We start from the raw sequence: 24,529 nt of genomic DNA, 5'->3' as shown, positions 1-24,529 counted from the left end.
GCCCCGGCGCGCGCGGTCTACATCCTGGGCGCGCCCGAGGCCCGGCCGCTGGTCGAACGCGCCGCCGCGCACCTGGGCGAACCGCTGGAGGTGGTGGAACTGGAGCGCAAGACGCCGCTCACCCTGCTGGAGCGCCGGCTGGAATGGCCGGAGGTGGAGCCCGGCGACGCGCTGATCGCCTTTTCCCGGCGCGAGGTGCTGAGCGTGCGCGACACGCTGCTGGCGCGCGGGCTGTCGGTCGCCACGGTGTACGGCGCGCTGGCCCCGGCGGTGCGGCGGCGCGAGGCGGCGCGCTTCGTCTCCGGCGAGGCGGACGTGGTGGTGGCGACCGACGCCATCGGCATGGGGCTGAACCTGCCGTGCCGGCGCGTGCTGTTCACCGCGCTGGAGAAGTTCGACGGCAGCGCCGTGCGTGCGCTGACCGCCACGGAGGTGAAGCAGATCGCCGGGCGCGCCGGGCGCTTCGGCAAGCACGACGAGGGTGCCTTCGGCGTCGTCGCCCGCGGCACGCCGCAGACGTTGCGGCAACTGCTGGACAAGGCCGACCACCGGCTTCGCCCCGACGCGCCGCTGGCCGTGCGCCCGACGCGCGCCATGCTGGCGCGGCTGGCCGAGCAGGTGGGGACGGCGGAAGCCACGCTGCTGGTCGACAGCTTCGCTGCCGCCCGCACGGCGGATTCCCCCTACCGCGTCAGCGACCTGTCGCGCGTGCGGCGGCTGGCGGTGCTGCTGGACGGGCGGCGGCTGACGCTTGGGGCGAAGCTCGACCTGCTGCTGGCGCCGGCCGACCTGGACGAGCCGGGCGACGCGCGGATCCTGGCCGCCATCCTGGACGCGGTGGAGGCGGGCGAGCCGCTGCCCATCGGCCGCGTGGTGCCGCTGCGCATCGACGCCCTGGACGCCCAGGCGCTGGAGGAACTGTCGCGCGCCTGCGACCTGTACCACTGGGCGGCGCGCAAGTTCCCCGACCTGCTGCCCGATCGCACCCTGGTGCGCGCCAAGCGTGACGCGGTGGGGGCGCGCCTGTCGGAACTGCTGGCCACGCGGGCGCGGAGGCGGGAGCCGGCGCCGAAGGCAGGATTCCGAGGCGCGCCGAGGAAGAGGTTCGGGCCGCGAAGGCGGTAGGCGGCCCAATGTCATGCACCGGCCTACACCACCCGTCCCTCGATCGGGTACTGCGGGTCGTTGTAGCCGGGCGTGGACGGATGGCCGGTGGCGACGAGGCCGTTCACCAGGGCTTCGTCCTCCGCCGTGAAAATGTAATCGAGGGCGCCCAGGTAGTCGCGCCACTGCTCCTCGGTGCGCGGGCCAGCGATGGGGGCGGTGATCAGGCGGTTGTTCAGCACCCACGCCACCGCGAACTGGCCGGGCGTGATGCCGCGCGATTCCGCGTGGCGCTTGATCACCTGGGCGATCTCCAGGCTCTCGGCACGCCATTCCGTGTTCATCATGCGGGTGTCCTTGCGGCCGGCGCGGGTGTCGGCCGGCGGTTCGCCGCCCGGAGCGTACTTGCCGGTCAGTACGCCGCGCGCCAGCGGGCTGTAGGGAACCACGCCCAGGCCGTAGTGGCCGCAGGCGGGCAGCACCTCGACCTCCGGCATGCGGTTCATGGCGTTGTAGTAGGGCTGGCAGGCCACTGGGCGGTCGATGCCCAGCGCGTCGCAGATCCGGCAGACCTCGGCGATGCGCCAGGCGCGGAAGTTGGACAGGCCGAAGGCGCGGATTCTGCCGGCGCGGATCAGGTCGCCCAGCGCCGCCACCGTCTCCTCCAGCGGGGTGTCGGGATCCTCGCGGTGCAGGTAGTAGAGGTCGATCCAGTCGGTGCCCAGGCGCTTCAGGCTCGCCTCGCAGGCCAGCGTGACCCAGCGGCGCGACAGGCCGCGCCGGTTCGGGTCCTTGCCCATGGCGTTGCCGACCTTGGTGGCGAGGATCCAGCGCTCGCGCTCCGTGCGGATGGCGCGGCCGACCACCTCCTCCGACCGGCCTTCGTTGTAGACGTCGGCGGTGTCGATGAAGTTGATCCCGGCCTCGGCCGCGTGCGCGATGATGCGGCCGGCCGTCGGCTCGTCTGTCGGGCCGCCGAACATCATGGTGCCCAGGCACAGCGGCGACACCTTGACGCCGCTGCGGCCCAGCTTGCGGTAATGCATGCCATTCCTCCCGTTTGTTTTCGTCGTGGACGTCAGGCGTCCACCAGCCCGCGGTGCTTCAGCAGCGGTTCGATCTCCGGCGCGCGGCCGCGGAAGGCGACGTAGAGGTCCATGGGATCGCGGGTGTCGCCGGAGGAATAGATCGCCTTCAGGCCGGCCGACAGCGTCGGGTCGAAGACGTTTCCAGCTTCCTTGAACGCCTCGAAGCCGTCGGCGTCCAGCACCTCCGCCCACAGGTAGCAGTAATAGCCGGCGGCATAGCCGCTACCACCGAACAGGTGCTGGAAATGCGCCGGGCGGTGGCGGACGCCGATCTCCGCCGGCACGCCGATGCGGCCCAGCACCTCGCGCTCGAACGCCGCGACGTCAAGGCCGTCCGGCTTTTCCTGCGTGTGGAAGGCGAGGTCGAGGAGGGCGGCGGCTGTGTACTCCACCGTTGCGAAGCCCTGGTTGAAGGTGCGGGCGGCCAGCAGGCGCTTCAGCAGGTCTTCCGGAATCGGTTCGCCGGTCTCGTGGTGGACGGCGTAGGTGCGCAACGTCTCCGGCGCCGCCATCCAGTGCTCGTACACCTGCGACGGAAACTCGACGAAATCGCGGCGCACGGACGTGCCGGATTGCGACGGGTAGCGCACCTTGCTGAGAAGGCCGTGCAGGCCGTGGCCGAACTCGTGGAACAGGGTCTCCGCCTCGTCGAAGCTGAGCAGGGTCGGGCTGCCCTTGGCGAAGTTGCTGTTGTTCACGATGATCGGTGCGACCGGGCCGTCGAAGCTCTCCTGGTCGCGGTAGCTGCTCATCCACGCGCCGGAGCGCTTGCCGGCGCGGGCGAAGTTGTCGTGCAGGAACAGGCCGACGTGGGCGCCCTCGGCGTCCCGCACCTCGTAGACGCGGACGTCGGGGTGGTAGACGGGCAGGCCGTCACGCTCCGCGAAGGTGACGCCGAACAGGCGCGTGGCGGTGTCGAAGGCGGCGCGCACCATGTTGTCCAGGACGAAATACGGCTTCACTTCGGCTTCGTCCAGGTCGTACTCCGCCTGCCGGACCTTTTCGGCGTAGTAGCGCCAGTCCCACGGCTCGATGGCGGCGTTCAGCCCCTCGGCGCGGGCCTGGGCCTGCAAAAGGTCACGTTCCGCCGCCGCCTTGCGCTTGGCCGGTTCCCACACCTTCAGCAGCAGGTTTTCCACCGCCCCGGTGGTCTTCGCCATGGCGTCGTCGAGCTTGTAGTCGGCGTAGGTGGCGTAGCCCAGCAGCCGCGCCTGCTCGGCGCGCAACGCCACGATCTCGCGGATCAGGGGCGTGTTGTCGTGCTCGCCAGGATTGGTGCCTCGGCGGTTCCACGCCTCGTACACCGTCTGCCGCAGGTCGCGGCGGGCGGAGAAGGTGAGGAACGGCTCGACCGAGGAACGCGAGAGGGTGATGACGTAGCGCCCCTCCAGCCCGCGCTCGCGCGCGGCACCGGCCGCCGCGTCGCGCGCGAAGCCGGGCAGGCCGTCCAGGTCGCCCTCGTCGAGCGCGAGGTGCCACTCCTTCTCGTCGTGCAGGACGTTCTGGTTGAACAGCGTGTGCAGCGTCGCCAGCCGTTCGGAGATGGCGGACATGCGCGCCTTGGCTTCCGCCTCAAGGCCGGCGCCGCTGCGGATGAAGTCCAGGTGCATCCGCTCGATCAGGCGCATCTGGTCGGTGGCGAGGCCCAGCGTGTCGCGCCGGGCAAAAAGGTCGGCGATGCGCGCGAACAGCGTGGGATCGAGCGCGATGCGCATGTGATGCTGCGCCAGCTTCGGCGCGTAGTCGCGCGCGATGGCTTCCAGCGCGTCGCTGGTGTTGCTGGAGTTCAGGTTGAAGAACACCGAGCTGACCCGCGTCAGCAGCCGGCCGCTGCGCTCCATCGCCTCCACCGTGTTGGCGAAGGTCGGCGGTTCGGTGGAGGCTGTGATCGCCTCCACCTCCGCGATCTGCTCGGCCATGCCCTGGTCGAAGGCGGGCGGGAAGTGTTCGGGGGCGATGCGGTCGAAGGGGGGAAGGCCGAACGGGGTGGTCCAGGCCTCGAAGAAGGGATTGTCGGTCATGCGGGCTCTCGGATTGGGTCCCTTGCATCTAGGGCGTTCCGCACCGGCTGCCCAGCCCCTTTCTTCGACTGTCGGTCATTGTCGCGCAGCACCACGTAGATGGCCGGGATGACCAGCACGGTCAGCAGCGTGGAACTCAGCAGGCCGAACAGCATGGAGATCGCCAGACCCTGGAAGATCGGGTCTGTCAGGATGAAGGCGGCGCCGATCATCGCCGCCACGGCGGTGAGCAGGATCGGCTTGAAGCGGATGGCGCCGGCCGCCAGCACCGCCTGACGCAGCGGCAGGCCGCGTTCGCGCAGGTGACGGATGAAGTCGACCAGCAGGATCGAATTGCGCACGATGATGCCGGCCAGGGCGATGAAGCCGATCATCGACGTCGCCGTGAACGCCGCCCCGAACAGCCAGTGGCCGAACACGATGCCGATCAGCGTCAGCGGCACCGGCACCAGGATCACCAGCGGCAGCTTGAAGCTGCCGAACTGCCCGACCACCAGCAGGTAAATGCCCAGGATCGCCACCGCGAACGCGGCACCCATGTCGCGGAAGGTGACGTAGGTGATCTCCCACTCCCCCTCCCACAGCAGCTTGGGCGCGCTCTGGTCGTCCGGCTGGCCGTGCAGGAGGACTTCGGGCGCGCCGTGCAGGCCGGCCGCCTTCCAGTCGATGGCGGCCAGCCGGTCCTGCACCGCCAGCATGCCGTAGACCGGCGCCTCGTACCGGCCGGCAAGGTCGGCCATGACCATCTCGGCCGGCCGCCCGTTGCGGCGGAAGATCGAGTACGACGCCGGCTCCCGCGTCATGGTCACGAGATCGCCCAGCTCGACGTTGCCGCGGGCACCGGGAACGGGGGTGGCGAGGATACGCTCCGACAGGAAAAGGTCGGATTTCGGCAGGCGCACGGCGATCTCGATCGGCGCGCGGCCGGCGCCGCGGTGCGAATAGCCGACCGGCACGCCGCCCACCAGGGACTGGAGCGTGTCGTACACCGCCTGTTCCTCGACGCCATGGAACTCCAGGCTCTCGCGGTCGAGGGCGAAGCGCAGCCGCTCGCCGGGCTCGCGCACCGTGCCGTCCACGTCGACGACGAAGTCGACGCCGCGGAACGCCTGCTCCACCAGACGCGCGGTGGTGCGGCGGGTGTCGGTGTCCGGGCCGTAGACCTCCAGGAGAAGGGTGGACAGCACCGGCGGGCCGGGCGGCACCTCGACCACCTTCACGGTGGTGCCCGTGGGCACGGGCAGGTCCTTCAGCCGCTCGCGGATGTCCAGCGCGATGGCGTGGCTGGCGCGGGCGCGAGCCTCCTTGGGCGCCAGATTGACCTGCAAGTCGCCCTGTTCGGGCTGGTTGCGCAGGTAGTAATGGCGCACGAGACCGTTGAAGTTGAAGGGCGACGCGGTGCCGGCGTAGGCCTGCACGCTGGCCAGTTCCGGCAGGTCGGCGAGCTTGGCGGCGGCCGACAGCAGCACGCGTTCCGTGTCCTCCGGCGAGGCGCCGCGCGGCAGGCCGACGACGACCTGCAGCTCCGACTTGTTGTCGAAGGGCAGCAGCTTGACCGTGACGTCCTTGGTGTAGAAGGCGCCGGTCGAGACCAGCGTCGCCACGCCGACGGCCAGCAGGAAGATCCACGCCGTGCGCTTCGAACGGATCACCGGCCGTGCCACCGACAGGTAGGCCCGGCCCAGCTTGCCGCCGTCGGAAGCATGCCCCCCATGCCCGCCGCCATGCGCCGGGGCGTCGCCGGGGCGCAGCTTCACCATCAGCCAGGGCGTCAGCACCATGGCGACGAAGAAGCTGAACAGCATGGCGGCCGAGGCGTTGGCCGGGATCGGGCTCATGTACGGGCCCATCAGGCCGGACACGAACATCATCGGCAGGAGGGCCGCGATCACCGTCAGCGTCGCGACGATGGTCGGGTTGCCGACCTCCGCCACCGCCTCGATCGCCGCCTGGATCTTGGAGCGGCCGTCCTTCATGGACCAGTGGCGGTCGATGTTCTCAACCACCACGATGGCGTCGTCCACCAGGATGCCGATGGAGAAGATCAGCGCGAACAGGCTGACGCGGTTGATGGTGTAGCCCATCAGCCAGGAGGCGAACATGGTCAGCAGGATCGTCGTGGGGATGACGATCAGCGTCACCACCCCCTCCCGCCAGCCGATCGCCAGCACGATCAGCACGACGATCGACACCGTCGCCAGCGCCAGATGGAACAGCAGCTCGTTGGCCTTCTCGTTCGCCGTCTCGCCGTAGTCGCGGGTGACGGTGACGGTCAGATCCTTGGGCAACTCGTGCGCGGCGATGGCGTGCACGCGCTCCAGCACGCGTTCGGAAATCGTCACGGCGTTGGCACCGGCGCGCTTGGCGACGGCCAGCGTCACGGCCGGTACGCGGATCATCCCGCCTTTGCCGTCCGGCACAAGGTGCCACGCCTTGCTTTCGTCGGGCCGTGCGCCGACCACGACGTTCGCCACGTCCTTCACATAGATCGGACGGCCGTCGCGCGTGGTGACCAGCAGCAGGCCGATGTCCGCCGTTCCCTGCAGCGTCTGCCCGGCGACCACCGGCAGGCTGCCGCCGGCCGAGCGCACCTGTCCGACGACGAAGGAGCGGTTGGCGTTCTTCACCTTCTCGACCAGTTGGTTCAGCGTGACGCCGTACAGCGCCAGCCGCTCCGGGGCCGGCTCCACGCGGATCTGGTCGGGCCGGCCGCCGACGAGGTAGGCGAGACCCACGTCCTCCACCGGCACGATGCGAGCCAGCAGCTCGTCGGCCACCGCGTGCAGCGCGTTGTCGGTCCAGCGCTCGGCGGCCTCCGGCTTCGGCGCCAGGGTTAGCGTCAGGATCGCCACGTCGTTGATGCCGCGGCCGACGATCAGCGGCTCCGGGATGCCCAGCGGGATGCGGCCCATGTTGGCGCGCACCTTCTCGTGCACGCGCAGGATGGCGTCGTCGGCATCGGTGCCGACCAGGAAGCGGGCGGTGACCACCGCCTGGTCGTCCTGCGTCTGGCTGTAGGTGTGCTCGACACCGTCGATGCCCTTGACGATTTCCTCCAGCGGCTTGGTGACCAGTTCCACCGCGTCGCCGGCCTTCAGCCCGTCGGCGCGCACGAGAATGTCGACCATGGGCACGCTGATCTGCGGCTCCTCCTCCCGCGCCAGCGACAGGAGCGCCACGGTGCCGACGACGATGGCGGCCAGCAGCAGGAGCGGCGTGAGGGGTGAGCGGATGAAAGTCCGCGTCAGGTGCCCGGAGATGCCGAGGTTCATCACACGCCCCCTTATGCGCCGGTCGGCCGCACGATGACGTCGCCGGGCTTGAGGCCGGACAGGATCTCCAGCCCGCCCGGCTGGTCGGCGATGGCCGGGATGGCGCCGCCCACCTGGACCGGTGCCTCGGCCCCGTCGGCAAGCCGCACGAAGTCGGCGCCGAAGCGGCGGATCAGGTAGGCCGGTGGCACGACCACCGCCATGCGCGTGCCGGTGGCGACGTACACGCGCACCCGCTCGCCCACGAAGAAGTCGCCCAGGCCGGTGACGGTGGCGTCGGCCACCACGCGGCCCAGCGACAGCTCCGGATAGACCAGCCGGACGGCGCCGTGCTTCAGCGCCTCGGGCGCATTGGTGGGGGCGCCGGCCGGGGCGAGGCCGCGCTCTCCCACCAGCACCGGGTCGCCCTCGCGCAGGAAGCGGGCGTGGCGTTCGGGCAGGTGCAGGCGCAGCACGTAGGTCTCGGTCGCCAAGGTCGCCACCGGCTCGCCCGGCTGCACGACCGCGCCGTCCACCGCCTTCACCTGGAGGATGCGGCCGTTGGCGGGGGCCAGCACCTCGCCCTCGCGCTCCTGCTGTTCGACCACCGCGCGTTCGGCCTTCATGGCGGCGATCTGGGCGCGGGCGACGTCCAGCGCCGCCTGCGCGTCGTCCAGGCGCTGCTGGGTGCCGGTGCCGCTGGCGCGCAGCTGGCGGGCGCGGTCCAGCTCCAGTTCCGCCTGACGCTGCTGTGCCAGCAGCGCCTGGATGCGGGCGTCGAGGGCCGCCAGCTGGAGCGGCAGCTTGGGGTCGCGCACGGACGCCACGGCTTGCCCCGCGGTCACGGTGTCACCCTCCTTCACCGCGAGTTGCGCCAGCGTGCCGCCGATGCGCGTGCGGGCCACCGTTTCGTGCACGCTCTCCACCGTGGCGTACACGGCCTTCAGGTCCTCGACCGGGCGGGGCTGCACGGTCAGCCGGTCGGCGGTCTCGGGACGGGCCGGCTGGGCGGCGGCCGGGGTGAGAGGCGCGAAGGCCAGCAGGGCGGCGGCCAGGGCAAGAGGAGCGGTTCGCAGGAGCATTGGCGATCTCGCGGGGGAGGGTGCGTTTGTCGCTTGACCTATTATTTAGTATTTTCTAATTTAGTGTCAACGAATGTACCGGGCGACCGACACGTCCGGCCCGCGGCCCGCCTGATGAAGGCGCTGGCCAACGAGCGCCGGCTCTCGATCCTCTGCCATCTCGGCCGGGGAGAGATGTGCGTCGGTCAGCTCGCGGACGCCGTGGGATTGAGCCAGTCGGCCCTGTCGCAGCATCTGGCGAAGCTGCGTGCGGACCGGCTGGTGAAGACCCGGCGGCGGTCGCAGACCGTGTTCTATTCGCTGTGCAGCGCCGAGGCGGCGGCGGTCATCAACGTCCTGGCCGGCCTGTACTGCGGCGAATCGCTTCCCTTCATCCCCCGAGACGCGACAGAGGAGAGTTCGACATGAGCATCGACCGCATCGTGATGGCCTTCGCCGGTACCGTGATCCTGGTCAGCCTGGCGCTGACGCAGTGGCACGGCCCGCAGTGGGTGTGGCTGACCGCCTTCGTCGGCGCCAACATGTTCCAGGCGGCCTTCACAGGCTTCTGCCCGCTGGCGATCATCCTGAAGAAGCTGGGCGCGCGCCCCGGCGTCGCCTTCAGCTGACAGGACACGCGAAGAATCGACCGTCTGCGAAGCGTTACACTCTGAAACAAAGCGGCGCTTGCGTTTCATGCGCAGGCGTGGCTTGAAAGCGTTAATGATTCGCATTCGCAGACGGACGCCTTCGTGAAACGCTTGCTCCTCATCGCGGTCCCGGTGGCCCTGGCCGCGCTCGGCTGGTGGCTGTGGGGCGCCAACGCCAGCACCGGCCCCACGTTCCGCACCCACGCGGTGGTGCTGGGCAACATCGAGGACACCGTGTCGGCGGTGGGCACGCTGCAGGCGCGCACCTACGTGGACGTCGGCACGCAGGTGTCCGGGCAGCTGAAGGCCATCCACGTGGACTTCGGCGCCAAGGTGGAGCAGGGGCAGCTGCTGGCGCAGATCGACCCCACCGTGTACGAGGCGCGCGTCGCCGCCGACGAGGCGCAGCTGATGAACCTGCGCGCCCAGCTGCAGGACCGGCAGGTGCAGTTGGCGCTGGCGGAAAAGCAGTTCGACCGCCAGCGCCGCCTGCTGGCCGAACGCGCCACCAGCCAGGACGCCTTCGACAGCGCCGACGCCGGGCGCAAGTCGGCCGCCGCCCAGATCGCCGCCATCGAGGCGCAGATCAAGCAGACGGAATCGACGCTGAAGGGCGACCAGGCCAACCTCAGCTACACCAAGATCTACGCGCCCATCGCCGGCACGGTGGTGGACATCACCGCGCGCCTGGGCCAGACGCTGAACGCCAACCAGCAGGCGCCCATCATCCTGCGCATCGCCGAACTGGACACCATGACGGTGCGCACGCAGGTGTCGGAGGCCGACGTGCCCAAGCTGAAGCTGGGCATGCCCGCGCACTTCACCACACTGGGCCAGCCCGACCGGCGGCGCACCGGCACGCTGCGCCAGATACTGCCCACGCCGGAGGTGGTCAACAACGTGGTGCTCTTCGCCTCGCTGTTCGACGTGCCGAACCCGGGGCACGAGCTGCTGCCGCAGATGAGCGCGCACGTGTTCTTCGTGGCCGCCCAGGCGCGCAACGTGCCGGTGGTGCCGATGGCCGCACTGCGCCCGGTGCCGCGCAGCCGTGGCCAGTACACCGCGCGCGTGCTGGAGAACGGCGCGCCGGTGGAACGCCAAGTGGAGATCGGCGTCAGCAACCGCGTGTCGGCCGAGGTGCGCAAGGGCCTCCAGCCCGGCGATCAGGTGGTGCTGGAGACGCCGGCGCCGAGCACCAACGCGCGCAACGCCGGCGGCCCGCAGGGCGGTCCCCCCGGCGGCCCGCCGGGCATGGCGCGGACGCCGCGCCTATGACCGAACCTCAGATTTCACTGCGCGACGTCACCAAGGCGTTCCGGCGCGGGGACGTCGAGGTGCCGGTGCTGCACGGCATCTCGCTGGACATCCGGGCGGGCGAGTTCGTCGCCATCATGGGTGCCTCGGGCTCCGGCAAGTCGACGCTGATGAACCTGATCGGCCTTCTGGACCGGCCGAGCGGCGGCAGCTACCGCGTGGACGGGGAGGAGGTGACGGGCCTGGACGCCGACCGCCGCGCGGTGCTGCGGCGCGAGCGCTTCGGCTTCATCTTCCAGCAGTACAACCTGCTGACCACGTCGACGGCGAGCGAGAACGTGGAGATGCCGGCGGTCTACGCCCGCATGCCGCAGGATGCCCGGCGGACCCGCGCGCGGGAACTGCTGACCATGCTGGGCCTGGGGGAGCGGCTGGACCACCGCCCCTCGCAGCTGTCGGGCGGGCAGCAGCAGCGCGTGTCCATCGCGCGGGCGCTGATGAACGGCGGCGCCATCATCCTGGCCGACGAGCCGACCGGCGCGCTCGACAGCCATAGCGGCGAGGAGGTGATGCGCCTGCTGCGCGAGTTGAACGAGCGCGGGCACACGGTGCTGCTGATCACCCACGACGCCGCCGTGGCCCGGCAGGCCCGGCGCATCGTGGAGATCAAGGACGGGCTGATCGTCTCCGACACCGTGCAGCCTGACGCCGGGCCGGAGCCGGCCGTCGCGCCGCAGGCGCCGCACGCGGCCGGCAACGGCATGGCGGTGACGGCCGGCGACGTGGCGGAGGCCGGGCGCATGGCGCTGCACGCGTTGCGCAACAACCTGATGCGCACGCTGCTGACGCTGCTAGGCATCATCATCGGCGTGGCGTCGGTGGTGGCCATGCTGGCGATCGGCAACGGCGCGCAGCAGGAGGTGCTGAGCCGCATCACGTCCATGGGCACCAACCTGCTGCTGATCCGCCCCGGCGCGCCGAACATCCGGCCGTCCGGCGGCGTCACCGCCACGCTGGTCGCGGCGGACGCCGAGGCGATCGCGGAACTGCCCAACATCGCCGCCGCCGTGCCGGAGTATCCGGGCAACGCCACGCTGCGCCGGGGCGGGCGGGACTACACCACCTCCGTCAACGCCACCAGCGCGGACTTCCCGAAGGCGCGCGACTGGCCGGTGGCCTCGGGGCTGTTCTTCGAGGAGGGGGACGTGAAGACCTACGCCCCCGTCGCCGTGCTGGGCCAGACGGCGGTGAAGGCGCTGTACGCGCCGAGCGAGGACCCGGTGGGCAGCTACGTGCTGGTCAACAACATCCCGTTCCAGGTGATCGGCTCAATGGCGGCCAAGGGGGCGTCCCCCATGGGGTCGGACATGGACGACGTGGCCTACGTGCCGTTGACGACGGGCAGCCTGCGGCTGTTCGGCCAGCGCTACGTTCGCTCCATCACCGTGCAGGTCGCCGACGTCGACGCCATCGAGGACACGGAGGAGGCGATCCGCCAGTTGCTGATGGCGCGGCATCAGGCGGAGGATTTCCAGATCCGTAACATGGCCTCCATCCTGCAGACGGCGACGGAGACGCAGAACACGCTGACGCTGCTGCTGGGCTCCATCGCCGCCATCTCGCTGCTGGTGGGCGGCATCGGCGTGATGAACATCATGCTGGTCAGCGTGACCGAGCGCACGCGCGAGATCGGCGTGCGCATGGCCACGGGGGCGCGGCGCATCAACATCCTCTTGCAGTTCAACGGCGAGGCGCTGGCCATCTGCACGCTGGGCGGGGCGATCGGCGTGGGCGTGGGCTTAGGCGCCACCTGGGCCTTCGCCGCCTTCGGCCGGCCGGTGCTGGTGACGCCGGGGCCGGTGGCGCTGGCCTTCGGCTGCGCCTTCGCCACCGGGCTTCTCTTCGGCTACCTGCCGGCCCGCAAGGCCGCCGACCTGGATCCGGTCGTGGCGCTCGCATCGGAATGAGGACCATGACCAGGACGATACCTCCCTTCGCCGTGCTCGCCACGGGCGCCCTGCTGCTGTCGGCCTGCGTGCTGAACCCGGTTGCGGAGCCGCCGCGCGCCGCGTTGCCCGCCGCCTGGGACACGCCGACTGCTGGCGCCGGGCAATGGCCGGACGCCACGTGGTGGCAGGGCTTCGGCAACGCCGAGCTGAACGCGCTCATCGCGGAGGCCGAGGCCAACAACCGCGACCTCGCCGCCGCCGTCGCCCGCATCGAGCAGGCGGAGGCGGCGGCCCGCGCGGCGGCCGCGGCGCTGCTCCCGACGCTGGGCGCGTCGGGCGGTACCAGCCGCAGCTGGGCGCCGAACGCGCCGGGGCGCGGCGCCTCCGTCGCGTCGAGCTACCAGGGCACCCTGCAGGTCGGCTACGAGGTCGACCTGTTCGGGCGCAATGCGGCGACTGCGTCGGCGGCGCGCTCACGGCTGGAGGCCAACGCCTACGACCTGGAGGCGGTGGCGCTGACGCTGCGCGCCGACGTGGCGGCCACCTTCTTCCAGCTGCTGTCGGCGCGCGACCGGCTGCGGCTGGCGGGCGAGACGCTGCGCATCGCGGAGGAGGTGCTGGCGCTGCTGGAGCGGCAGGTGCAGATTGGCCTCGCGTCCGACCTGGAACTGGCGCAGCAGCGCAGCAGCGTCGCCAGCCAGCGCGCCAGCGTCACCAGCCTGCAACAGGCCGAGCGGCAGTCGCTGGACGCGCTGGCGGTGCTGCTGGGGCGCGCCCCGCAGGGCTTCGCGGTGCGCAGCCGGTCGCTCGACGAGTTGACGCTGGCGCCGGTCACCGCCGGCCTGCCGTCGGAGCTGCTGACCCGCCGTCCCGATGTGCGTGCGGCGGAAGCGGACCTGCGCGCCGCCGCCGCCGACCGCGCCGCCGCGCGCGCGGCGCGCTTCCCATCGCTGAGCCTGACCGCCCGGGGCGGCGTGCAGAGTGCGGCGCTGGGCGACCTGCTGAACCCGGCCAGCGTGCTGTACAACGCCGCCGCCTCGCTGGCGGCGCCGCTGTTCGAGGGCGGCCGGCTGGAGGCGCAGGAGGACCAAGCCGCCGCGCGGGCACGCGAGGTGGCGCAGGCCTACCACGCCACCGTCCTGACCGCGCTGCGCGACACCGAGGACGCGCTGAGCGCCACCACCAACACGGAGGGGCAGCGTCGCTTCGCCCGCGAGGCGCAGGAGCAGGCGGCCGAGGCGCTGCGCATCGTCAACGCGCGCTTCCGCACCGGTACGGTGCCATTCCTCAACGTGCTGGACGCGCAGCGCACCGTGTTCCAGGCGAACGACGCGGTGGTGCAGGCGACGCTGGCGCGCTTCAACGCGCAGGTCAGCCTGTACAAGGCGCTGGGTGGCGGTTGGGACGGGCGGGTTCCGGAGGTCAGTCCGCCGCCGTCCACAGCCGCGCGTCCGGGGTGATCGGCCGGTAGGCGTGACGGCGGGCCAGTTTGCCGGTCCACCACGCGCGGTAGTCCTTGACCGACTGGACGTCCGTCTCCTCGTGGTCGTGCTGGATACCGACCTCCAGATAGACGTCCAGGTTCGTCAGGTCGGGTCGCGGCAGGCGGCCCTGCTCCAGGTCGTCCCACATCCGGCCGAACAACTCCTCCAGCCGGCGCACCAGCATCGGTGTGTCGAAGAGGGTGCAGGTATCCCGCCGCACCGCCAGCGTCTCCCGGTAGCCGCTCAGCCGTGTCCGGTCACGGCCCAGCGCCACGGCGCGGTCGACGTATTCCTCGGGCGATGCGCACACCAGTTCCGGCAAGCCGGCGCTGCGCACGAGGCTGCCGCAGACGCGGGACGCAAAGGAGCGCCCGCTGAGCGTCAGCATCGGCACGCCCATCCACAGCGCGTCCGAAGCCGTGGTATGCGCCCCATAGGGCGTGGTGTCGAGGAAGAGGTCGGCCAGCGGATAACGCGCCAGATGTTGGGCGTTGGCCATCTTGTCGGCGAAGATCAGCCGCTCCGGCGCGATGCCGCGCTGCGCCGCGAGCGCGCGCAGCCGGTCCTGGGCCGTGTCCGCCCCTGACAGCAGCCAGAGCACGCTGTCCGGGACACGCTCCAGGATGGTCAGCCAGCGTTCGAAGGTGGTGCGGGTCAGCTTGTGCAGGCCGTTAAAGCAGCAGTAGACCATCGCGTCCGCGGGCAGCCCGACGTCGGCCCGCGACGGCGCCTGCGGCGCCACGGCGCGCTGCCGGTCGTTGGGCTGGTAGCAGGGCAGGCGCAGGACCCTCTCGGAATAGTAGATCTCGTCCTCCGGCGGAATGATCCAGTCGTCGGCGATGATGTAGTGATGGTAAGGGCTGCCCATGGTTCCGGGGAAGCCGAGCCAGTTGACGATGACCGGAGCCGGCCGCCGCGCCACAAGCTTGGTCCGGCCGTCGCGCGTGTAGCCGTTGAGGTCGACGAGGATCTGGATGCCATCGTCGGCGATGCGGCGGGCGGCGGCTGCGTCGTCCATGCCGTTGATGGGCACCCAGTGGTCGACCGCGGCCTTTATCCGCTCCTGCAAGGGACCGCCCGGCGCCGGGCCGCAGTAGTAGACGAACAGTTCCACCGCGGTGCGGTCGTGCAGCTCGAAGATTTCGGCCGTCAGATACCCCACCGCATGGTCGCGCATGTCCGACGACAGATAGCCGATGCGCAGCGGCCGGCCCCGTCGCCCTTCCCGCGCCGCCCAGTGGGAGGTGACCAGACCCTCACCCGGCGCGCCGACGTCGCGCAGGTTGTAGTTCCAGGCTGCTGCGAGCTGCAGCATCGGATCGTCGGCGTAGGCGGCCATGGACAGCGGCGACATCCCGCCCACCAGCGCCTCGCGGCTGACCCGCTCCCACGGCTGGATGACCGGCCATTCGCACTGGCGCTGGCGCAGCGCGACGTAGTGCTGCAGGGCTTCCCGCTGTTCGCGGTCGAGGTCCAGGGTCTGGCGCAGCATCGCCTCGGCGCCGGCGTCCTGCTGGTTCTCCTCAAGCACGCGGGCGATCTGGTTGAGTGCCGCCGTTTTGTGGGTGACGGCGTTGCCGTTCACCGGCGCCAGTCGGTCCACCAGGACGGACCACTGGAGAACCGCCTTGCCGGCGTCCCCCAGCCGTTCGCAGACGCGACCAAGATTGATGTAGGCCGGCATGAAGTCCGGGTTGATGCTCAGTGCCTGTTCCAGGCAATCGCGCGCGGCGTCCAGTTCGCCGCCGTCGGCCAGGACGACGCTGTGGTTGAACAGCACCGCGTAGAGGAGCGGGTGGTCGCCGTTGTGCCGGATCCAGGCGTCGTAGAGCGCCAGGACCGCGGCCGGCCCCGCCGTCACCTTGACCTCCTCCGCGACGCGGATCAGGTCCATGACGCTCAGATCGCGGTCCTTCGCCCGCTGCATGGCCGTCGAGAGGGTGTCGCTGTTCATGCGCCGTTCCTACCTTGATCCTCTTACGCCAGCGCGGCCTCGATGGCCACCACCTGTTCCGGCGTCATGCCGGCGATCTGCGTCGCGGTGAAGGCGTCGAGCTGGGTCGCCGCCAGCGCCCCGATCTGCGCTTCGGTCAGCGCGTCGATGTTGGTGTCGGTGAGCGACGCCACCTGCGTGGTCGTCAGCCCGGTCAGCTGGACCGGGCTCAGCGCGCCGATCTCCGCCGGGGTCAGGCCGGCGATCTGCGTGACGGTCAGCGTGCCGATCTGGCTGGCCGACAGCGCCGCGAACTGCGTGAGGCTCAGCGCCTGCAATTCGGTGACGGCGAGGTTGGTCAGCTGTGTGGACGACATGGCGCTGATTTGCGTGGTGGTCAGCGCGCCGATCTGCGAAGTCGAGAAGGCGCGCAGCTGCACGCGGCCAAGGCTGTTGATCTGCGTGGTGGAGAGGGAGGCGATCTGGGTGTTCGACAGTGCGCCGATCTCCGTCGCCGTCAGCGCGGCAAGTTGCGTCGCCCGCAGGCCGCCGATCTGCGTGGTGCTCAGCGCAGCGATCTGCCCGGCGGTCAGGCCGGCGATCCCGGTGGTCGACAGCGCGCCGATCTGCGCCGCCGCCCACCCGGCGATCTGCGTCGTCGTTAGGCTGGCGAGCCCGGTTCCGGTCATACCGCTGATGCCGGCGACGGACATGGCGGCGATCTGTGTCGCGGTCAGGGCGGCGAGCTGGCTGGTGGACAGCGCGGCCGTCCCGGTGGCGTTCAGGCCACCCATCTGGGTGGTGGTCAGCGCCGCGATGGCGGTGGTGGACAAGCCGCCGATCTGGGTTCCGGTCATCGACGCGATCTGCGCCGTGGTCAGGCTGCGCAACTGCGTGGTGCTGAGCGCGCTGATCTGCGTCTCGCTCAGGCCGCCGATGCCGGTGATGGAGAGCGACGACACCTGGGTTGTCGTCAGGCTCTGGAGTTGGGTGGTGGTCAGCGCGGCCATGCCGGTGGTGGAAATGCCGCCGAGTTGGGTGTTGGTCAGCGTTGCGAGCCCTGCATTGGGCAGGCCGGCGATCTGCGTGGCGGTCATCTCGCCCATCTGGGCCGCCGTCAGGCCGCGCATCTGCGTGGAGGTCAGCACGGCGAGCTGCGTCGTGGACAGGGCGTCGATGCGGGTGGTGGCCAGCGCACCCATCTGCGTCGCCGTCAGGCCGCGCAGCTGCGTGGTCGTCAACGCCGCGATCTGATCCTCGCTCAGGCCGCCAACGCCGGTGGTGGACAGCCAGCCCACCTGGGTAGAGGTGAGCTGCGCCAACTGCGCAGGTGTCAGAGCCTCGACACCCGAAGCGCTCAGCCCGCCGAACTGGACCGTGGTGAGGGCCGAAAGGGCCGTGGTGGACAAGCCGGCGACCTGGGCGGTGGACAACCCGGCCATCTGGGCCGCCGTCAGCCCGCGCATCTGCGTGGTCGTCAGCGCCGCAAACTGGGTGTTGGTCAGGCCATTGAGCGCCGAGGTGGACAGTCCGCTCATCTGGTTCGCCGTCAGGGCACGGAGCTGCGTGGTGGACAGGCCGCCCATCTGCGTCTCCGCGAGGCCGCCGAGCTGGGTCGCCGTGAGTGCCGACAGTTCGGTGGTGGTCAGGCCGGCGACCTGAGTCGTCGTAAGCGCCGTGATGCCGGTCACCGCCAGCGCGCCAAGCTGAGTCGTCGTGAAGGCGGCCAGCGTGTCGGCCGTCAGCCCGGCGATCTGCTCCGTGGCCAGCGCGCCGATCTGCGCCGCCGTCAGGCCACGCACCTGGGAGGAGGTCAAGGCGCCGATCTGGGTCGTGCTCAGGCTCTCCACCGCCGTGGTGGAGAGGCCGCCGATTTGCGCCGCCGTCAGCCAGCCGAGCTGTGTGGCGGACAGCGCTCCGACCTGCGCATCGGTCAGGCCGCGCATCTGGGTGGCGGTCAACGCCGCTACCGAGGTGCTGCCCAGTCCGGCGATCTGCTCCGTCGTCAGGGCGCCGAGCTGCGTGACGGTCAGGCTGCGCAACTGCGTGGCGGTCAGCGCCGCGAGCTGCGTGTTCGTCAGGCTGTCCACCGCGTCATCGGTCAGCGCACCGATCTGCGCGGCTGCCAGCCCGGACATCTGGGTGGTGGTCAGCGCCGCGATCTGCGGGTCGGTCAGCCCGCCCAGCGCCGTTGCGGTGAGCGCGCCAAGCTGCGTCGCCGAGAGGGCGGCGAGCTGCGTCGTGCTGAACTCGCGGATGTCGTCGGCGGCCAAGCCTTTGATCTGGGTGGTGGTCAGCGCCGCCATCTGCCCCGCCGTCAGGCTGCGCAACCCGATGTCGGACAGCGCGCCGATCTGCGTCGCCGTGAGGCCGCGCAGCTGCGTGGCCGTCAGGGCGGCGACCTGCGCCGCCGTGAGCCCCCCGATGCCGCTGGCGGAAATCCCGCCGATCTGCGTGGCGGACAGCGCGGCCATCTGCGTGGCGGTCAGCGCCTCAACCTGCGTGTCCTTCAACCCGCCGAGCTGGGTGGTGGTCAGTACGGCCATGTCGGCTGTGCCCAGCGCGCCCAGTTGCGTGGTGTTCAGCGAGCCCAGCTGGCTCGCGGTCAGGCCGCGGATCTGGAGGGTGCTCAGCGTCGCGATCTGCGCGGCGCTGAGCCCACCGACGCTGTCGGTTGGCAGACCGGCGATCTGCTGCGGCGTCAGGGCGGCAAGCTGGGTGGTGGCCAGCGCGCCGAGCTGGGTGGCGCTCAGCCCGCTGACGCCGTTCGCCGAAAGCGTCGCGATCTGCGTCGTCGACAGCCCGCCGAGCTGGGCCGGCGTCAGCGCCTCGATCTGCGTTCCCCTCAGTCCGCCGAGCTGTGTGGTGCTCAGCGCGTTCATCTGGGTCGCCGTCAGGCCGCTCACCTGGGTGGTGGTCAGCGCGCCGATTTGCGTCGGCGTCAGGGCCCGCAGCTGGGTCGAGGTCAGCCCTGCCATCTGCGTGTCCGTCAGGCCGGCCACGCCGTCGCCGGACAGGGCCGCCATCTGCGCCTCGGAAAGGACGGACAGCTGCGTCGCGGCCAGTGCACCGACCTGGGCCGTCGTCAGCCCGCCGAGCTGGGTGACGTTCATCCAGGATATCGCGGTGGTGGTCAGCGCGGCGAGTTGGGTGGATTCCAGCGCCCCGACCTGGGTTGCCGTCAGCCCCCGCACTTGCGTGGTGGTCAGCGCCGCCACGCCGGTGGTGGTCAGGGCAGCGGCCTGAGCCGGGGTGAGCGCGCTGATCTGGGTCGAGGTAAGCGCGCCGAACTGCGTGGCGTCCAGGGCGGCTAGCTGGGTGTCCGCCAGCCCCTTGACCGCGGCGGTGGACAGGGCCGCGATCTGCGTCCGGTTCAAGGCGCCGAGCTGGGCGGGCGTCAGCGCCGCCACGCCGGACGCCGACAATCCGCCGATCTGTACGGCCGACAGCGAGGTGATCTGCGTCGTGGTCAGCCCGTCGATCTCGTCGGGCGACAGCGCGCCGAGCTGGGCGGCCGTCAGGCCGCGCACCTGTGTGGTGGTCAGTGCGGCGAGCTGCGTTTCACGAAGCCCGTCGATCGAGCCCGTGGAGATCGCAGCAATCTGCGTGGTGGTCAGCGCGCCGAGCTGTGTGACGGTCAGCGCCGCCACCCCGGTTTCGGCCAGGGCCGACACTTGCGTGGCGGCCAGCGCGCCGAGCTGGGCCGTCGTCAATGCGCCGACAGCCTCTTCGGAGAGGGCGGCCAGCTGCGTCGTCCGCAGCGCACGGGTCTGCGTAACGGTCAGCGCGGCGGCGCCCGTGGACGTCAATCCGCCGAGTTGAGTGGCGGTCAAGGCCGCCGCCTGCGCCGTGGTGAGGGCGGCAAGCTGGGTGGTGGCCAGTGCGCCGAGCTGGGTTTCGTTCAGTCCGGTGATCGCCGCCGGCGACAGGGCGGCGATGCGGGTCGCCGTCAGGCTGGCGATCTGCTCGGTGCTGAACGAGCCGACCTGCGTCGCTGTGAAGCCGGCGAGTTGGGCCGTGGAAAGGGCCGCCAGCGTCGTCGTCGTCAGGCTGCTGGCCTGCGTCGTACTCAGGGAGGCGATCTGGGCCGCCGTGAAGGCACCCAGCTGCGTCGCGCTCAGGCCGGCCATCTGCGTCGCTGTCAGCCCGCTTACTCCGGTTGCGGCCAGCGAGGCCATCTGCGTCGTGCTCAAGGCGCCCATCTGGGTGCCGGTCAGACTGCTCATCACGGCCGTGGGAAGGCTGCGCAGCTGGGTGGTCGTCAGAGCTGAAACCGCGGTGGTCGTGAAGGCCTGGAGTTGCGCCGTGTCCATGGCTTGGAACTGGGCCGCCGTCAGGCCCTTGACCTGGGTGGACGTCAGCGCTGCGACTTCCGTCGTCGTCAGGGCGGCGATCTGGGAGTTGGCCAAACTTCCAAGTTGGGCTGCGGTCAGGCCTCTGATCTGGGTGGTCGTCAGGGACGACACCTGTTCGGCCGACAGGCCACGGAGCGCCGTGGCCGTCAGGACGCCCATCTGCGTCGCGGTGAAGGCCCCGAGCTGGGTCGCCTCCAGGCTCTCCAGCGCCGTCGCGGTCAGTCCCCTGACCTGCGTGGCCGTCAGGGCGGCAACCTGCGTGCCGGTCAGCCCGTCGAGCCCTTCGGTCGACAGCTGCGCCATCTGCGTTGCGGTGAGACCGCTGATCTGCGTGGTGGTCAGCGACGCCACCTGGGTTTCATTCAGGCTCCGCACACCGACCGCGGTCAGCGCGGCCATCTGGGTCCAGGTCAGATGATCCAGCTGCTGCGTCGTCAGCGCCCGAATGCCGGTTTCCCCAAGTCCGTAGACCTGCGTCGCGCTCAGCGCCGCCATCTGCGTCGAGGTCAGGCCGGTAACACCCGTGGTGGACAGGGCTCCCATCTGGGCCGCGGTCAGCCCCTTGATCTGGGTGACCATCAGTGTGCCGACGTCGGTCGAGGACAGCGAGCCGATCTGACTTGCGCTCAAGGCCGCGATCTGGCCGGACGATAGTGCGTTCCATTGGGTTCGGGCCAGATCGCCGATCTGCGTCGCGGTCAGCCCGCGCACGCCGGTGGCGGATAGCGACGCCAGCTGCGCTGTCGACAACCTGGCAAGCTGGGGGGCGCTCAGCGCGGCCACCTGTGTATCCCGCAGCCCGGTCACCTGGGTCGTGCTCAACATCGACAGTGTCGTCGTCGTCAGACCGCCGACCTGGCTGGTGGTCAGTGCGCCGATCTGCGTCGCCGTAAGCGCGCGGAACTGCGTGGTGGTGAGACCCTGGATCTGCGTGTCGCTCAGGCCGCTGATGCCGGCGCCGGACAAGGCGGTGATCTGTGTCGGATTCAACGCGCCCAGTTGGGTGGCGGTCAGCGCGGCGGTCATCGTCGCGGTGATGCCTCGGAGCTGGGTCGTGGACAGCGACGCCACGTCGGTTGCCGTCAGCCCGCGGACTTGGGTTTCGCTCATCGCGGCGAACTGGGCGGCCGTCAGGCTCCGGGTCTGTTCGTCAGTCAGGCCCGAGATCTGGGTCGTCGTCAGGCTGTCCACCGTATCGGCGCTCAGAGCCGCGACCTGCTGTGTGGTCAGGCCCCGCAGCTGTTCGGTGGTCAGTGCCGCCACCTGCTCGTCGGTCAGCCCCTTGATCGCCGTGGCCGTCAGCCCGGCCATCTGCGTGGGCGCCAGGGCGGAAACCTGCGTGCTCGTCAGCGCCGCGACCCCGGCCGCGTTCAGCGCGCCAAGCTGGGTCCGGGTCAGCACGCCGATCTGTGACGTCGTCAGCGCGGAAATGCCGGTGGTCGACAGGGTCGACATCTGGCTCGTGGCCAAGCCCTTGACCTGGGTCGTGCTGAGCGACTGGATCTGCGTGGCGCTCAAGGCGCCGATTTGTGCGCCGGTCAGCCACGACAGCTGCGTTGAGCTGAGGGCGCCGAGCTGCGTGACGGTCAGCGCTTCCACCTTGCTTGTGCTCAGCGCGCGGATCTGAGTGACGTCCAACCGGATGATCTGGGTGCTCCCCAGCGCGTCCATGCTTTCGGCGGAGAGGGCGGCGAGGTGTGCCGGCTTCAGCCCCGAAAGCTGAGTGGTGGTCAGGGACGACACCTGCGTGCCCGTCAAGCCCTGGGCGCCGGCGGCGCTCAGGGCGCCAATCTGCGCAGCCGAAAGCACGCCGAGCTGGGTGGCGCTCAACGCCCCCACCTGGTCCGCCGTGAGCCCGCCGACGGCGGTGGTGGTCAGCGCACGCATCTGCGTGGCGGTCAGCGCGCCGACTTGGTCCAGGGCCAGCGTCGCGACGTGATCCCACCGCAGGCCGGTGATCTGCGCAACGCCTAGCCGGCCGATCAGCGTCGTGCTGAGCCCGCTGACCTGGGATGTCGTCAAGGCAGCGACGTGCGCAGCCGACAGGGCCGCCAACTGCGACGTGTTGAGCGCCTCAAGGCCGGTACTCGTCAGCGCGCGCATCTGGGTAGCGGTCAACGCCGACACCAGCGTCGGCGTCAGCCCGCCGATCTGCGTGGCGTTCAAGGTTGCCACCGACGTGCCGCTCAATGCCTTGATCTGTGTGGCGTTCAGGCTTCCGAGGGCCGTCGGAGCGAGTTGGCCGACTTGGTCGGCCGACAGCCTCGAAAGGTGGGCCGGGGTCAGCGCGGCGGTCTGCGTCGTCGTCAGCGCGGCAACCTGCTCCCCGGTCAGGCCGGAGATCTGCGTCGGCGTAAATGCGTTGATCTGGGTCGCCTGCAGTCCGCTGAACTGCGTCACGGTGAGGGCGCCGATCTGCGTTTCGGTCAGGTCCACGATGGCGGTCCTGCTGATCGCCCCGAGCTGGGTCGGCGCCAGGGCCGCCAGTTGCTGGTTGCTCATCACGCGCAGCTTGCTGACGTTCATGCCGCCGATCTGCGTGGTCGTCAGTGACGAGATCTGCGTCGTCGACAGGCTTTCGAACTGGGTCGGCGTCATGTACGCCAGCTGGGTGGACGTCATCGCGGCAAACTGCGTCGCGGTCAGCGCCGCCAGGTGGGTCACCGTCAGCCCCCGCAACGACGTGGGGGAGAGCGCCGAAAACTGTGTCGGCGACAGTGCGGCGAGCTGGGTGCCAGCGATGACTTCCAGGTGGCTCCCGGCGAGTCCGGCAAGCTGGGGCGTGGTCAGCGCCGCCAGCTGCGCGGTGGTCAGCGCCAGGAACTGGTCGGTGGTGAGCGACCCGAGTTGCGCGCTGTTCAGCGCGCCGATCTGCGTGGTCGTCAGGTTGTCAATGTCGGACACCGACATGCTGCGAATCTGCGTGGCCGTCATCGCGGCGATCTGGGCGGTGCCGAAGCCGCTCATCTGCGCTACGCTCATGTCGGCGATGTCGGTGACGCTCAGTCCGCGGATGCTGGCGACGGTCAGCGCGCCGATCTGCGTCGGCGACAGTGCCGCGAGCTGTTCCATGGTCAGCGCCATGACCCCTGTTGAGGTCAGGCCGGACACCTGGGTGGTCGCCAGCGTCTGGATGATGTCCGTCGTCAGGGCGGCGATCTGCGGTGAGGTCAGCGAGGCGAAATGCCCCGCCGTCAGGCCGGAGGCCTGTGTGGCGGTCAGGGCGGCGGCCGCCGTCGTGGTCATTCCGCGGATCTGGGTCGCGTTCAGCGAGCCGAGCTGCGTGGACGACAGGACCGCGAACTGATCGGTTCTCAGCACGGCAAGCTGTCCCGCCGTCAGGCCGTCAAGCTGGGTCGTCGTCAGGGCGGCGATGAGCGTGGAAGACAGGCCGGACAGCTGCGTGGCCGACAGCGCGCCGATCTGGGTCGACGTCATGCCGCTGAGCTGCGTGGTGGTCAGAAGCCCCAGTTCGGTGGTCGTCAGTCCAGGAACCTGGGCGGTCGTCAGCGCCCCGAGTTGGACCGGCGAGAGGATCTGGAACTGAGCGTCGGTGAGTTCGCGGATGTCCGCCGCGGTCAATCCACGGATCTGGTTGGTGGTCAGCGCGGCGATTGCGTCCACGCCGAACGCGTCCATCTGCGCGTCAAGCAGGATCGAGAGCTGGGAGCCGCTGAAGGCCATCTGGGCGGCGCTGATCATGCTGATCTGCGACGTCGTCAGGGCCGTCATCTGCGTGGTTGTCAGCGCCGCAAGCTGCGTCCGGGTCATCGCCGCGATCTGCGAGGTGCTGATCGAGCCGATGTCGGTCTTGTTCAAGGACCGGATGTTGGTGGTCGAGAGCTGCGCGAACTGCGAAGGCGACAGGGAGGAGATGCTGATGCTCATGACCACGTGCCTCCCGCGAATGCCGCGGACGGAGGCGCGGCCATGGCAGTGCCATGCCACGGCGCCTGTGCCGCCCGGCTGTTTTCCTTGACGATCGGTTCAGGCCGCGACCAGCGCCGGCACGCGGACAAGGATCCGGCGCACGTCGTGGTCCCAGCTTGATGGGTGTTCCTGATTCCCATGGTCGGCGCTCTGTTCTTGCCATGCCCACCGGCAAGCCGTTCGCGTCTTCCGTTAGGTCACATCGTCGACATGGTCGGTGGACGGCTCGCTTCGCCAAGGACGAGGCTGTTCGGATGAGGAGGGAGACCGCGTCGTCGGGACTCCCGCCTACGATCGAAGGATCGCTGCAAGGACCGCCATGACGTCGCTCCCTTCTGAACGTTGAGCACCGCTACCGGCACACACGGTAAGCGAGCGCGGCGATTCTGTCAAAATTTGTGCCGCAATTTTTTTCCGGGTCTGATGGGGATAAGTTGCCGCACCTCGTG

At 70.2% G+C, this 24,529-nt stretch carries 12 protein-coding genes; 6 read left to right on the top strand and 6 right to left on the bottom strand.

Annotated features, from left to right (window positions below; translation table 11 throughout):
- On the top strand, positions 1-1,125 hold a 1,125-nt coding region (locus VED21_RS10330; protein ID WP_324882262.1), incomplete at its 5' end, for a helicase-related protein.
- A gap of 23 nt (positions 1,126-1,148) precedes the next feature.
- Here the strand turns inward: VED21_RS10330 and VED21_RS10325 are convergent.
- The 4 genes from VED21_RS10325 to VED21_RS10310 are packed head-to-tail and all read right to left on the bottom strand — an operon-like array spanning position 1,149 to position 8,546.
- Positions 1,149-2,150, bottom strand: a complete 1,002-nt coding sequence (locus VED21_RS10325) for an aldo/keto reductase (RefSeq protein WP_324882261.1) — start codon at positions 2,148-2,150, stop codon at positions 1,149-1,151.
- A gap of 32 nt (positions 2,151-2,182) precedes the next feature.
- On the bottom strand, positions 2,183-4,213 hold the full coding sequence (locus VED21_RS10320) for a M3 family metallopeptidase (protein ID WP_324882260.1): 2,031 nt from the start codon (positions 4,211-4,213) through the stop codon (positions 2,183-2,185).
- Positions 4,210-7,485, bottom strand: coding sequence for an efflux RND transporter permease subunit (locus VED21_RS10315; RefSeq protein ID WP_324882259.1), 3,276 nt, complete (start codon positions 7,483-7,485; stop codon positions 4,210-4,212). Before VED21_RS10315 ends, VED21_RS10320 begins: the two co-directional genes overlap by 4 nt.
- A gap of 11 nt (positions 7,486-7,496) precedes the next feature.
- Positions 7,497-8,546: an efflux RND transporter periplasmic adaptor subunit gene (locus tag VED21_RS10310; RefSeq protein WP_324882258.1), complete on the bottom strand. Its 1,050-nt coding sequence runs from the start codon at positions 8,544-8,546 to the stop codon at positions 7,497-7,499.
- A 114-nt stretch (positions 8,547-8,660) separates the two neighbouring features.
- Between VED21_RS10310 and VED21_RS10305 the strand changes: the two genes are divergently transcribed.
- The 5 genes from VED21_RS10305 (at position 8,661) to VED21_RS10285 (ending at position 13,838) form a co-directional block, all read left to right on the top strand.
- Complete coding sequence (locus VED21_RS10305; protein ID WP_324882257.1) at positions 8,661-8,954, top strand: metalloregulator ArsR/SmtB family transcription factor; 294 nt, start codon at positions 8,661-8,663, stop codon at positions 8,952-8,954.
- On the top strand, positions 8,951-9,154 hold the full coding sequence (locus tag VED21_RS10300) for a DUF2892 domain-containing protein (protein ID WP_324882256.1): 204 nt from the start codon (positions 8,951-8,953) through the stop codon (positions 9,152-9,154). Before VED21_RS10305 ends, VED21_RS10300 begins: the two co-directional genes overlap by 4 nt.
- Positions 9,155-9,277: 123 nt before the next feature.
- The gene (locus VED21_RS10295) at positions 9,278-10,450 is read left to right on the top strand and encodes an efflux RND transporter periplasmic adaptor subunit (RefSeq protein WP_324882255.1); all 1,173 of its coding nucleotides are present in this window, start codon (positions 9,278-9,280) and stop codon (positions 10,448-10,450) included.
- On the top strand, positions 10,447-12,396 hold the full coding sequence (locus tag VED21_RS10290; RefSeq protein WP_324882254.1) for a MacB family efflux pump subunit: 1,950 nt from the start codon (positions 10,447-10,449) through the stop codon (positions 12,394-12,396). Before VED21_RS10295 ends, VED21_RS10290 begins: the two co-directional genes overlap by 4 nt.
- Before the next feature lie 5 nt (positions 12,397-12,401).
- Positions 12,402-13,838 carry an efflux transporter outer membrane subunit gene (locus VED21_RS10285; protein ID WP_324882253.1) on the top strand — a complete coding sequence of 479 codons (1,437 nt, stop codon included), beginning with the start codon at positions 12,402-12,404 and terminating at the stop codon, positions 13,836-13,838.
- Here VED21_RS10285 and VED21_RS10280 read toward each other — a convergent pair.
- Entirely contained in the window at positions 13,801-15,816 is a 2,016-nt protein-coding gene (locus tag VED21_RS10280; protein WP_324882252.1) for an O-linked N-acetylglucosamine transferase, read from the bottom strand. The two genes, VED21_RS10285 and VED21_RS10280, sit on opposite strands and share 38 nt — an antisense overlap.
- Positions 15,817-15,839: 23 nt before the next feature.
- The gene (locus VED21_RS10275; RefSeq protein WP_324882251.1) at positions 15,840-24,038 is read right to left on the bottom strand and encodes a hypothetical protein; all 8,199 of its coding nucleotides are present in this window, start codon (positions 24,036-24,038) and stop codon (positions 15,840-15,842) included.
- Positions 24,039-24,529: the final 491 nt, after the last annotated feature.

This window comes from Azospirillum sp. (genome assembly GCF_035627195.1).
Classification (GTDB): domain Bacteria; phylum Pseudomonadota; class Alphaproteobacteria; order Azospirillales; family Azospirillaceae; genus Azospirillum.
Note: the sequence above shows the minus strand (reverse complement) of the source record. Positions and strands in the feature narration are given on the sequence as shown.

Bases quoted from the DNA above. Each gene is read 5' to 3' on its own strand.
- VED21_RS10325 (WP_324882261.1), bottom strand. From the start codon at position 2,150: ATGCATTACCGCAAGCTGGGCCGCAGCGGCGTCAAGGTGTCGCCGCTG.
- VED21_RS10320 (WP_324882260.1), bottom strand. From the start codon at position 4,213: ATGACCGACAATCCCTTCTTCGAGGCCTGGACCACCCCGTTCGGCCTT.
- VED21_RS10315 (WP_324882259.1), bottom strand. From the start codon at position 7,485: ATGAACCTCGGCATCTCCGGGCACCTGACGCGGACTTTCATCCGCTCA.
- VED21_RS10310 (WP_324882258.1), bottom strand. From the start codon at position 8,546: ATGCTCCTGCGAACCGCTCCTCTTGCCCTGGCCGCCGCCCTGCTGGCC.
- VED21_RS10305 (WP_324882257.1), top strand. From the start codon at position 8,661: ATGAAGGCGCTGGCCAACGAGCGCCGGCTCTCGATCCTCTGCCATCTC.
- VED21_RS10300 (WP_324882256.1), top strand. From the start codon at position 8,951: ATGAGCATCGACCGCATCGTGATGGCCTTCGCCGGTACCGTGATCCTG.
- VED21_RS10290 (WP_324882254.1), top strand. From the start codon at position 10,447: ATGACCGAACCTCAGATTTCACTGCGCGACGTCACCAAGGCGTTCCGG.
- VED21_RS10285 (WP_324882253.1), top strand. From the start codon at position 12,402: ATGACCAGGACGATACCTCCCTTCGCCGTGCTCGCCACGGGCGCCCTG.
- VED21_RS10280 (WP_324882252.1), bottom strand. From the start codon at position 15,816: ATGAACAGCGACACCCTCTCGACGGCCATGCAGCGGGCGAAGGACCGC.
- VED21_RS10275 (WP_324882251.1), bottom strand. From the start codon at position 24,038: ATGAGCATCAGCATCTCCTCCCTGTCGCCTTCGCAGTTCGCGCAGCTC.